This is a genomic window from uncultured Negativibacillus sp. (assembly GCF_944388365.1).
GTDB lineage: Bacteria > Bacillota > Clostridia > Oscillospirales > Ruminococcaceae > Negativibacillus.
This window is the reverse complement of record NZ_CALXIN010000067.1, coordinates 1-10,462: the sequence shown is the minus strand read 5'-3', so window position 1 is coordinate 10,462 and position 10,462 is coordinate 1. Positions and strand designations below refer to the sequence as shown.

15 protein-coding genes are annotated in these 10,462 nt (G+C 48.5%); 8 read left to right on the top strand and 7 right to left on the bottom strand.

The genetic code is table 11. From position 1 onward, the window contains the following. The 7 genes from Q0L39_RS08760 to Q0L39_RS08730 form a co-directional block, all read right to left on the bottom strand. Positions 1–365 (bottom strand): recombinase family protein (locus Q0L39_RS08760; protein WP_296628440.1); only part of this gene is annotated, 365 nt, incomplete at its 3' end. After that, positions 362–1,114 (bottom strand): recombinase family protein, encoded by a 753-nt coding sequence (locus tag Q0L39_RS08755; RefSeq protein ID WP_296628438.1) that lies wholly within the window; start codon positions 1,112–1,114, stop codon positions 362–364. The genes Q0L39_RS08755 and Q0L39_RS08760, both read right to left, overlap by 4 nt. Beyond that, positions 1,114–2,718, bottom strand: a complete 1,605-nt coding sequence (locus Q0L39_RS08750) for a recombinase family protein (RefSeq protein WP_296628437.1) — start codon at positions 2,716–2,718, stop codon at positions 1,114–1,116. The genes Q0L39_RS08755 and Q0L39_RS08750 overlap by 1 nt, the downstream gene beginning before the upstream one ends. Positions 2,719–2,791: 73 nt before the next feature. Continuing rightward, complete coding sequence (locus Q0L39_RS08745; RefSeq protein ID WP_296628435.1) at positions 2,792–2,935, bottom strand: hypothetical protein; 144 nt, start codon at positions 2,933–2,935, stop codon at positions 2,792–2,794. Positions 2,936–3,623: 688 nt separating this feature from the next. Continuing rightward, positions 3,624–4,097, bottom strand: a complete 474-nt coding sequence (locus tag Q0L39_RS08740) for a hypothetical protein (RefSeq protein WP_296628434.1) — start codon at positions 4,095–4,097, stop codon at positions 3,624–3,626. A gap of 426 nt (positions 4,098–4,523) precedes the next feature. Next, entirely contained in the window at positions 4,524–5,258 is a 735-nt protein-coding gene (locus Q0L39_RS08735) for an ImmA/IrrE family metallo-endopeptidase (protein ID WP_296628432.1), read from the bottom strand. Continuing rightward, complete coding sequence (locus Q0L39_RS08730) at positions 5,255–5,527, bottom strand: hypothetical protein (RefSeq protein WP_296628431.1); 273 nt, start codon at positions 5,525–5,527, stop codon at positions 5,255–5,257. The genes Q0L39_RS08735 and Q0L39_RS08730 overlap by 4 nt, the downstream gene beginning before the upstream one ends. A gap of 189 nt (positions 5,528–5,716) precedes the next feature. Here Q0L39_RS08730 and Q0L39_RS08725 point away from each other — a divergent pair, with 189 nt between their 5' ends. The 8 genes from Q0L39_RS08725 to Q0L39_RS08690 form a co-directional block, all read left to right on the top strand. Next, positions 5,717–6,130 carry a helix-turn-helix transcriptional regulator gene (locus Q0L39_RS08725; RefSeq protein WP_296628428.1) on the top strand — a complete coding sequence of 138 codons (414 nt, stop codon included), beginning with the start codon at positions 5,717–5,719 and terminating at the stop codon, positions 6,128–6,130. 66 nt (positions 6,131–6,196) lie between these two features. Continuing rightward, positions 6,197–6,706 (top strand): ImmA/IrrE family metallo-endopeptidase, encoded by a 510-nt coding sequence (locus Q0L39_RS08720; protein WP_296628427.1) that lies wholly within the window; start codon positions 6,197–6,199, stop codon positions 6,704–6,706. Positions 6,707–6,738: 32 nt separating this feature from the next. After that, on the top strand, positions 6,739–7,053 hold the full coding sequence (locus tag Q0L39_RS08715; RefSeq protein WP_296628425.1) for a carboxylate--amine ligase: 315 nt from the start codon (positions 6,739–6,741) through the stop codon (positions 7,051–7,053). 66 nt (positions 7,054–7,119) lie between these two features. Continuing rightward, entirely contained in the window at positions 7,120–8,628 is a 1,509-nt protein-coding gene (locus Q0L39_RS08710) for a DNA methylase (protein ID WP_296628423.1), read from the top strand. A 77-nt stretch (positions 8,629–8,705) separates the two neighbouring features. Then, entirely contained in the window at positions 8,706–9,134 is a 429-nt protein-coding gene (locus tag Q0L39_RS08705) for a hypothetical protein (protein ID WP_296628442.1), read from the top strand. A 234-nt stretch (positions 9,135–9,368) separates the two neighbouring features. After that, a complete protein-coding gene (locus Q0L39_RS08700) occupies positions 9,369–9,686 on the top strand; it encodes a helix-turn-helix transcriptional regulator (protein ID WP_296628421.1) in 318 nt (105 codons plus the stop codon). A gap of 131 nt (positions 9,687–9,817) precedes the next feature. Next, complete coding sequence (locus tag Q0L39_RS08695; RefSeq protein ID WP_296628419.1) at positions 9,818–10,048, top strand: sporulation initiation factor Spo0A C-terminal domain-containing protein; 231 nt, start codon at positions 9,818–9,820, stop codon at positions 10,046–10,048. 200 nt (positions 10,049–10,248) lie between these two features. Further along, positions 10,249–10,462 (top strand): helicase (locus Q0L39_RS08690; RefSeq protein WP_296628417.1); only part of this gene is annotated, 214 nt, incomplete at its 3' end.

The following is a 10,462-nucleotide window of genomic DNA, read 5'->3' as shown; positions in this document are numbered from 1 at the left end:
AGGGCGCGAATGTAGTTCAGGCAGTCCACCGTATTTCTGGCGAAGCGGGAGATGGATTTGGTCAGGACAATGTCGATCTTCTTTTGCTTGCACATCCGGATCATCTTCAGGAATTCAGGGCGCTTGCGGGCTGAAGTACCTGTGATGCCCTCGTCAGCAAAGATTCCAGCCATGGTCCAGTCACGGTTGGTCATGATCTTGTCGGTGTAGTAATTCTGCTGGGCTTCATAGCTGGTGAGCTGTTCCTCATCGTCGGTGGAAACACGGCAGTAGGCTGCCACTCGGAGCTGTCGCTTAATAGTTTGCTGGGCTGCAGCCTCCGGCTTGGCGGGGATGGTAATGACTTTAGGCGGGCTTTCTCTCATACTGTTTCACTTCTTCCTATTATTTGATGATTTTTTAATCGAATATCTATGGTTCCATCTTTGTAGCACAGGATAGCCGAGACTGAACTTTGCATCAGTTCATCATCCAGCTCAGCCATAAGCTCATGCCTGGAGAACAGCCTGCGGAGTCGGATGGTTTCATACTGGTTTGGATCTATGGCACTGTATTGTGCTGCGGCGATGGCCAGAATGAGATTCTGAGCTGCATCCTCATCGATTGGCTGTTGCTCCATCACGGCATCCAGTTCCTTTTGCAACATCTGCTCGGGGGTATATGGCAGATGTTCCGGTGTTGGTAGAGTGATGTGTTCCGGTGATGCAATCAGACCGTTGAGTAGGTTGCGAACCTGCTGTTCCATCTGCTCTGTGGCGGTATGGCCGCTCAGCCGGCGCAGGAGCTTTTGTGTTTCCGTTTTTTGTGTGGGAGCCTGTTTTGCGCTTCGCTTTTCGAGGACTCTGCTCAGTGTTTTCTGGTCGATGATGGCCGGATAATCACTCTCCCCGGTGTAGCGACGATCTTCTAAAATTCGGGCGACCATGTTTTTATTCCATAACTTTCCCTCATCATAGGGAATCGGCTGCTCCCTCAGCTGGGCTACCAATATGTTGAAGGAGGCACCGGATAGGTACTGTTGGAAGATATACTCCACCAGTTTTGCTTCTTGGGCGTGGAGAACAATTTCCCCCATTTTCACTTGGTAACCAAAGGGCTGCTTTCGAATGCCCATTACCGCACCGTCCTCTCTATGATCTCGAGCAGCTCCAATCCGTTTTTCAGGCGGAAGCGGAGCTGTTCGCTGCTGTCTACGATGATTCTGTCAATGAGTTCACCGAACAGCTCCGCATCGAAGTCATTAAGGAAGTCCGGCCCTGCATCCAGTATTTCCATCAGTTCCCGCGTTTGGGCGATGGTGCTATCGCCATCGGCGACCAGCAGGCGTTCCTTTTTCAGCTTTGCGGTACGGAGCTGTTCGGTCAGCTCGTTGTTTTGGGATATAAAAAAGTCAGGATCAATGAGTCCTTGCTCTTTCAGCGCGGCCAGCATTTGATTCTGACTTGTTAATTCAGATATTTGTTTGTTGAGTTCAATGACATCCAGACTCCATAGCATTCGACGGTTGCGGATTGCCTGGAGTGAGTTGAGCATTTGGGTGAGGATAGCTTCACCGTGTATCTTGAGATTGTAATGCAGTCGAAGGAATGCCCTGCGAATTTCTGCATCAGGCACTTGCGTAACAGGGCAGCTCTGGATGTCCTCATTGTGCTTCCTGCAGCTCCAAAAAACTTTCCCATGGCTGACTTTCTTTCGAAAGGATGTTCCGCACTGACCACAGAATACTTTTTGATCGAAGGGGGATCTATTTTCGGGGCATACTTCTCGTTTTGCGCGTTGCCCAAGGAGCATCTGAACTGCGTCAAATTCTTCTTTCGTGATAATTGCTGGGTGTGTTGCCTCGGCATAATACATTTCCTTTTCACCACGGTTTCGCACCATCACGGGAGGAAACGCATCTGTCATATATGTTTTTTGCCATAGTGAATCACCGACGTATCGCTCATTAGAGAGCATATATCGTATGGTGGTTTTGTGCCAGAAGATTTCGGCATTCCCTTTCCGCTTGGGTACTCCCATACGATTTAGTGATGCCGCAATTTCTGCCATATTGATACCAGCAAGATAATCCATGAAAATTCTGCGGACAACCTTGGCTTCTTCTTCATCAATTACGATCTGGCGATTGCAAATTCTGTATCCGTATGGAACAGAGGACGGAAGGAATGTCCCGCTTTGCATCCTCCTCTGGTAGCTCCATCGCATATTACCGGAGATGGACTCGCTTTCGGCCTGGGCGAAGGATGCGAACAGAGCAGTCATCATTTCGCCGGACATGGTCGCGGTGTCGATATTCTCTTTTTCGAAGCACACCCCAACACCCAGCGATTTCAGCTCCCGAATCGCCTCCAGACATTCCTTGGTGTTGCGGGCGAAGCGGGAGATGGACTTTACCAGCACCCGGTCGATCAGACCTCTGCGGCAGTCTGTGAGGAGTCGTTGGAAGTCATCTCGCTTCTCAGCCGAAGTGCCGGTGATGCCTTCGTCGGCATATATGTCCACCATGCTCCAATTTTCCTTACTGGAGATCAGGCTGGCGTAGTACTGGTTCTGTGCAGCGAAGGAGTTGAGCTGATCATCCGAGGCTGAACTGACACGGGCGTAGGCAGCGACCCGCAGTTTCACGTCCTTGGGCTTTTCTGTAGCCTCGATGGTTATGACCCGATACTTTTTTTCCTGCAGCGCCATGCTGCCGTCTGTCATTCGCTTTTCCGCCATGTCAGTTCACCTCCTTTGGCAACACAAACAATACCACAACACTCTTGGAATAGCTATTGAAAAGAGCAAGAATTCAGAAGGAAATAACAATGCTGGCGCCGGTCTGAGCGGCAATTCGGGCCAATATCTTCCGGGCCTCTTTTTCTGTTGTTTTCTTCTGCGCTACCAAAGAACGGAGCAGCTGGATGATGCCGCACAAATCAATATTTTCCATCATGATCCCTCACTTTCCTATCCTGCTTTTGATAGCAGAAATATGGGAACCGATCAGGGAGCCTTGGAGAGGGGGAGGGTGTATGGGGGAAATGAAGGGATGATAGATGTTTCAGACATTTTGAAAAGGAGGTAGATAAACGGCTATGACCGATTCCCATATCTCTACTATCAAAGGAAACAGAAGGCCGCCCCCAAAGGTCAGGAGAGCACGCATAGGCTCCAAGTCTGGAGCGGCCTTCTGTACTTTGACAATAGATTTATTCGCCTGTATTCGACACTACTTCCCCAGGCCTGGGCGTACAGCTAAACTGCGGCGGGCGCCGCACTCCGAGAATCTCACTCCCCCGAGGATCTCTCCGGGTTGCCCCCATTGCGTGATCCCCCGTTCAAGGGGGGCTGTGGCTGGGCAAGGGTACCATTGTAGGCAAATGAGGTCATGGCGAAACAGGCTGCCATACCTGCTTTTGGATCGGTGGACCCGCTGGGCACCTTATTGGCCGTCATTGATAGGAGTAAAAGAAAAGGATCGTCTTCTGGTCTCCTACAGGTGGTCATCGCGCACCGTCCGCATCGCTCGCTCAAACGCTGATGTTATTTAGCTGCCGGATATTCAGTTTTCAAGGTTCAGTGAAGGTTCCTTAATAACCCCTTCACTTTACAACGGACATCTTTTCACCGAACCACAACCATCAACCGAAAATATTTTTTGCTTTTTTCTGAATGAGCCGGATGGCATTCTGTACGCTTTGGTAGCTGACGCCCATTCGGTCCGCATATGCCTTGTAGCTGACCCCATTCAGAATGCAAGCCTGATAGATCCCATATTGGATAGGTGTCAGGCTTTCTCGAAGGTCGTACTCCAGCAGTTTCGTTGAGACTTCTTCTGCATAATCGCAGCTATCCATCAACCAGCGGGAGTCTGCTATGTTCTCTGGCAATACATCCAAAGAGAGGACAGAGGGAGAAGGTGCTTCTTCCGTTTTGCCTCCTTGCTCAGTGGATAATGCTCGCCGGAGCCGCTTTTCTTCCGCGCGCAGGACTTGCATGACAGCACGCTCCACTTCGGTTACTTCGCCGGTGGCTTTGATTCTCACCATGCATTTGCCTTTCTCTGTGGTCCACAGGTCATAATCGAATTCAGCAGGTGTTTTAGGAATACTCATTGTCTTGTCCTTTCCGCCGGCGCGAGGCCGCGGGAAGGCAAGGCAAAAAGAGAGCCGCATGACGGTGGTCACTCTGTCCATGCCGATAAACAGAGTCTTTCGACTCTGCCCATGCGGCATCAGGATGACTACACCTATCAGGCGGCTCCACAGCTCAGCTATGTTTATTCAGTTTTTGTTACTTTTCCTTCGGCTAAAAATGAACTGCATTTTTCCTCATGTTTACAACATCGAATACGGTGACTTTCCCGCACTTCTTACACTTGGTTTCGACATGACCCCTTGTGTCCTCATACACAGCAATGGCATTGTGTTGGCAATATGGACACTTGATATATCGCTGCTTCTGTTCCGCTATTGCCTGCCGTGCCCGAACAATCTTCCCCAGCATTTCTGCGGAAGGTTCTGTGATACGAATATTTTTGCTCATGCCCACACCTCCAACGGATCAGAGAACTCCGTGTATGGATGTTCTTCCAGGTATCCCAGCTGACGCAGACGAATCACTGCAGCTGATTTGGATACACCAAGCGTTTGGCAGAGAAGAGAAAGGGCTAATTTGTCGGCATACGAAAACCTCCCTCCGTAGCTTATAAGTGTTCGGCATTGAGCAAAAAACCACATGGCTCTATCCACTTCCTCTTGAGGCATCAGCAGAGCTGCGCCCAGTGCATTGGCCTGCCACTCGTTCCAGTCTTCTCTCGTCTTAAGATCTCGAAGCGAATAGGGCTTCCGTTCAGAGTAGGTTTGGCGGTACCTCTGCCTGGATTCCTCGCATTCCAACTGAAATAAAATCTGGTGGGCGCACTCATGGGCCAGAGTAAACCGGCATTTGCCGTACAGCTTCTTGACATTGCCAATTTCGATAAAACTTGAATCCAGAAGCACTTGGTTTCGTTTGAGGGAAACTGTATGAATTACCCCCAGCTCCTCAAAGGTAAATTCAGTATCAGCATAGCAGGTCAGCCCGCAGATACTGCAATCCATGGACAATCGGGCAAATCCAATGCTTAAGCCAAGATACTCACGCGCAAGTTGCTCAATGGGTGTTGCGCGGACAAAAATGCTCCGTTGCACAGTGCTGTCATGAAAATAGAACTCATTGAAGTCCTGGGTCACCGCAGCACCGATTTCCTCGATCTGCTGATGTGAAAGGATCATTGGCTCGCCTCCTTTGCCTCCACAAACCATTTGTTTCCCTCGCTGAACAGAAAGGTTTCTTTGCCGTGGATCATGACAGTGTAACGGATACCGCCTCCGCTCACCTTCGTAGACGCAGCTCGACATTTGTATTTCAGTTGATCGATCTGAAAGATTCGTCCATTTGCCCAGCGAATAAACCGGGGATGGACCACACCGTTCCGGTCTACATCAAGGTTTACTGAGACATATTCTTTCCTGCACTGTACTTCCATTGCTGCATCCCCCATTTGAAAAACCTTCTGTTCACGAACAATCTTTCGTGTTTTTGTTGACAAATCTGCTGTTCGTGTGCTACGATAAACACGAACAAAGTTTCGTGTGTTGCTCTTATTATAGCCCGAACAATATTTCGTGTCAATCATTTTTCACGAAAAACTGTTCGTGTCTGTAGCAGTATAACAGAAAGAGGTGCCTTTATGGGGTTCAAGGATCGGCTGAAGGAAAAGCGGATCGAGGCCGGATTAACACAAGCAGAACTTGCAGAAAGAGTTTCAGTAACGGTACGGACGATACAAAATTATGAGATGGGGTCGCGGAAACCTGGGAATATGAAGGTGATCGGAGAAATTGCCGCTGCGCTTGGCACCACATCTGATTACCTTCTTAGCAGCACTGAGACCTATTCCGTGGAGGCTCATCAAAAGGGCGGCGCAAAGGCTGCTCGGGATATTGACGAGCTGGTTGGCGAGGTGACCGGGCTATTTGCGGGCGGTCAGCTATCCGAAGATGCCCTTGAGGGGGCAATGCGCGCGCTCAATGATGCCTATTGGAAAGCGAAAGAGAAGAACAGAAAATACACTCCTAAAAAATATCGACGCCATGAGGAATAAGTCCATCTAATCGGACGCCAGACATGAGATAATAACTATAAGCAGCTATGGGACGGAGGTGGACTTGTGACTGGCCAAATGCTTTCCAAAGTCGGCGCCTCGCTGGTGAGGCGATGTGGCACACGCGATCCCTTTCGGATTGCACACGAGCTCGGGATCGAGGTTCTCTTTTGCGATGACTTTGGTTCTCTCAAGGGGATGTACCGTGTCATCAAGCGGAATCGGTTTATTTTTCTGAACAAGAGCCTGGGAGACAGAATGCTACGCATTGTCTGTGCCCATGAGCTGGGGCATGACCAGTTGCATCGAAAGCTCGCACAGGCAAACAGCCTGCATGAGTTTATGCTCTACGATATGACTACACGCCCTGAGTATGAAGCGAATATTGTTGCCGCGGAAATTTTGATCGACAACGACGAGCTGCTGGACTACATCTACAATTACCGCTATTCTGCCGAGCAGATAGCAAGGGCGATGGATACGGATATCAATCTGGTTGCATTGAAAATTGCCCATCTAACGGAACTTGGGTACGATCTTCGCCCTATAGACCATAGAAGCGATTTTTTGAGATAAAGACGAAAACCTTGGTAGAAAGGAGCCACACCATGAAGTACAAGCTGTATCGCTCATTTGGGAAGTTAGATAAGGATGTTCGTAAACACGAACTGGTTGCGGTAGAGTACGGACCTAACCTCGATGCGGTAACGGATGCCTTGATTCATGCGGTATCTGCCGATCTGGCTGGAACTCCTGAGTATGCGAACTTCGAAACGGCTGCTTTTGCACCGGAGCCAGTGAAGGATTTTCGCCGTGTCCGGCGCTATACCCATGAGATGACCGGGATCGTTTATCCCACTTATGCGGATGAGAACATCCTGGTTGATTATGGCATTATTGAGGAACCGGAACTCGACCCATGATGGCTCTCTTTGCCAAATGTATCGTATTCAACTGAGGCCAAATAAATCCAAGGGGGGCACTAAAGCATGAAGCAAAGGTTCTATATCGCAATTGACCTCAAGAGCTTCTATGCTTCCGTTGAGTGCCGGGAGAGGGGGCTTGACCCGCTGGACACCAATCTGGTGGTGGCAGATGAGAGCCGAACAGACAAGACTATCTGTCTTGCTGTAACACCATCGCTGAAAACCTATGGCATTCCTGGCAGGGCGAGGCTGTTTGAGGTGATCCAGCAAGTTCGAGAGGCCAATCGCGGGCGGCTGCATGATGCTCCTGGGCACCGTTTTTCGGGAAAGTCCTGCTTTCTCTCTGAGCTAAATGCAACACCGGGACTGAAGATTGACTATCTGATCGCACCCCCTCGCATGGCGTACTATATGGAGTACAGCACTCGCATTTACAACATCTACCTGAAATATATTGCCCCAGAAGATATCATTGTGTATTCCATCGATGAAGTTTTTATGGATGTCACAGATTATTTGAGCACCTACAAACTCTCCCCAAGAGAGCTGGCTATGAAGATTATTCTTGATGTCATAGAGACGACTGGTATTACAGCAACAGCGGGCATTGGCACCAATCTGTATCTCTGTAAAGTTGCAATGGACATTGTGGCGAAGCACATCCCTGCGGACAAAAATGGTGTACGCATTGCCGAATTGGACGAGATGCGATATCGAGAAACCATGTGGTCACACCAGCCCCTCACCGACTTTTGGCGTGTTGGGCGTGGCTATGCAAGAAAGCTGGAATCCCATGGAATGTTCACAATGGGTGATGTGGCGCGGATGTCAGAAACCAATGAGGATTTGCTGTATCAGCTATTCGGAAAAAACGCAGAACTTCTCATTGACCATGCCTGGGGCTGGGAGCCATGTACCATCGAGGCAGTTAAGGCGTATCGTCCCGCTGACAGCAGTCTTGGTTCCGGCCAGGTTCTGCATTGTCCATATACAGCGGAGAAGGCTCGCTTGGTTTTGAGAGAGATGGCGGAACTGCTGGCTCTGGATCTGGTAAGCAAAAAGATGGTGACCGACCAGATTGTTGTTACCGTGGGATTCGATATTGAAAACCTGACCGACCCTGGCCGGAGGCAGCGATACCACGGCTCGATCGTTAAGGATCATTACGGCCGGGAAATTCCTAAGCACGCACATGGTACAGAGAAGCTGGCTGCATACACTTCATCCACCAAGAAGATTATGGAAGCTGCCTCAGCTCTTTTTGATCGTATTGTGGATTCAGCGCTCTTGGTCCGCAGGCTCAATATCGTTGCTGGTCATGTCATTTCTGAGCGTGATGTACCCGTTCAGCAGAATGAGGGTGAACAGATGGATTTGTTCACCGATTATGCGGCACTGGATGCACAGCGCAAACAAGAGCAAGCGGCGCTGGCCAAGGAGCGAAAAATGCAGGAAACAATGCTTTCCATAAAAAATAAGTTCGGGAAAAATGCGATCCTTAAAGGCATGAATCTCGAGGATGGCGCAACTGCTAAAGACCGTAATGCACAGATTGGTGGACACCGGGCGTAATTATAAGCTCGATGGACATGATGGATATTTTGGGAGCGAGTCATCTACCTAAGCGCATGAAAGAGAGTAAATGTATCATGTCTACTGACAATTACAATGACATTATCCATCTGCCGCATCATGTATCCAAAAGCCGGCCACAGATGCCAATGTCTGACCGGGCAGCGCAATTCTCACCATTTGCAGCACTTACTGGGTATGAGGCGGCCATAGCTGAAACGGCCAGATTGACTGATCGCAAGGTAGATTTGAGTGAAGATGAACAGGCGGCTTTGGATTTGAAAATGCAGAGGATTCGAGAGTTGTTATCTATTCGGCCAACCGTGACGGTTACTTTCTTCCAGGCTGATGCCAGGAAAGAAGGAGGCGCTTACCTGACACATACAGGGCAAATCAAACGGATAAATGACATAGACCGAGTTATTCAGATGGCAGATGGCGTTGACATTCCCCTTGATGATGTATTTCAGCTTGAGGGAGAAAGGATTTTCGATGGAGGCGAGTAGTTCATATATTGTGAACCAGGCTTCTGCTCTACAACAAGCGTCGTGACTGCACGATGAAGTACCCAATATTGCACAGAACCACTGGCTGCACCATGACTTTGATGTTGCCGGTGGTTCTTTCTTGGTTTTAGGTCTTTAGAACTATATGTAATTCTTTAGCTTCTGTATGATTGGGCACCTCCCATATATACTGTCTTTAGAGCGAAAGCAAGTTCTAAAGGAGGAGGTGGTACGATGGATGCTAAGGCTGTCGGACAACGAATTAAGACTGCAAGGGAAAAGAAAAATTTGACGCAGGAAGATCTTGCGGCCCTTATCGATATAAGTCCAACCCATGTGAGTGTAATCGAGCGTGGTACTAAAATCGCACGTATGGATACCTTTGTGGCAATTGCCAATGTCCTTGGAGTATCTGCAGATTCTCTGCTCATTGATGTTGTGGATCAGGCAACCAAAAGTGTTGCGTCTGAGCTTTCTGCCGCCATCGATGAGCTTCCACGCGACGAGAAAATGCGTATACTCAAAGTGGTGGGTATATTAACAGAGAAGTGACAATGGGAAGAGCCGCAGGCTCTTCCTGTTTTTTTGCTTCTGTTCGACAAATTTCGCTGGACATCATTGTTCTTTTAGCTTTATACTCGGTCTAAAGAACTAAAACAAATTCTAAAGACGGGGGCAGAGCTATGAAAAAATTTCAGGAAATTATTGAAAGGGTTGCTCAGGAAAGCGGAACAACTCCAGAGGATGTTTTGAAGGAGATGCAATATGCCATTGACGAGGCATATGATCACCACGATGCAAGCGCACAAGTGCTGTGGGATATGATGACCTTTAAAGGTGATAGGCCAACACCGGAAGAGTTTATTTATCAGGTTGCTATGATGCTGGACGAAAGCAATGGCATACCGCAGTAATATAAAGATCCCCTGCAGATTGCAGGGGACTTTTCGTCTTATATTGGGGCAGGCAAACCGTCTCAAGGAGAAATGCTATTCATATTATTTTGCCGTTGAAACAGGGCGTTGATATTTTATGGTCCAAAATATATACTATAAGAATGATTGTGAAAAAATAGGCGTCTTAAAATTTCAATGAGCTAAGGTTGGCGAGAAAAGTGAAAATTATAAATAATGTTACAGAGAAGCTGGTGGATGATCTACGTACTACCATGAGCCAAGGCAGCCTGGTATCTGTTGCTGCCGCCTGTTTTTCTGTCTATGCTTTCGAGGAACTCAAACAAGAACTGGAAGAAATAGAGGAGTTTCGCTTTTTATTTACATCCCCAACATTTTTAGATGAAGCACCACAGCATACCCTCCGCGAGTTTT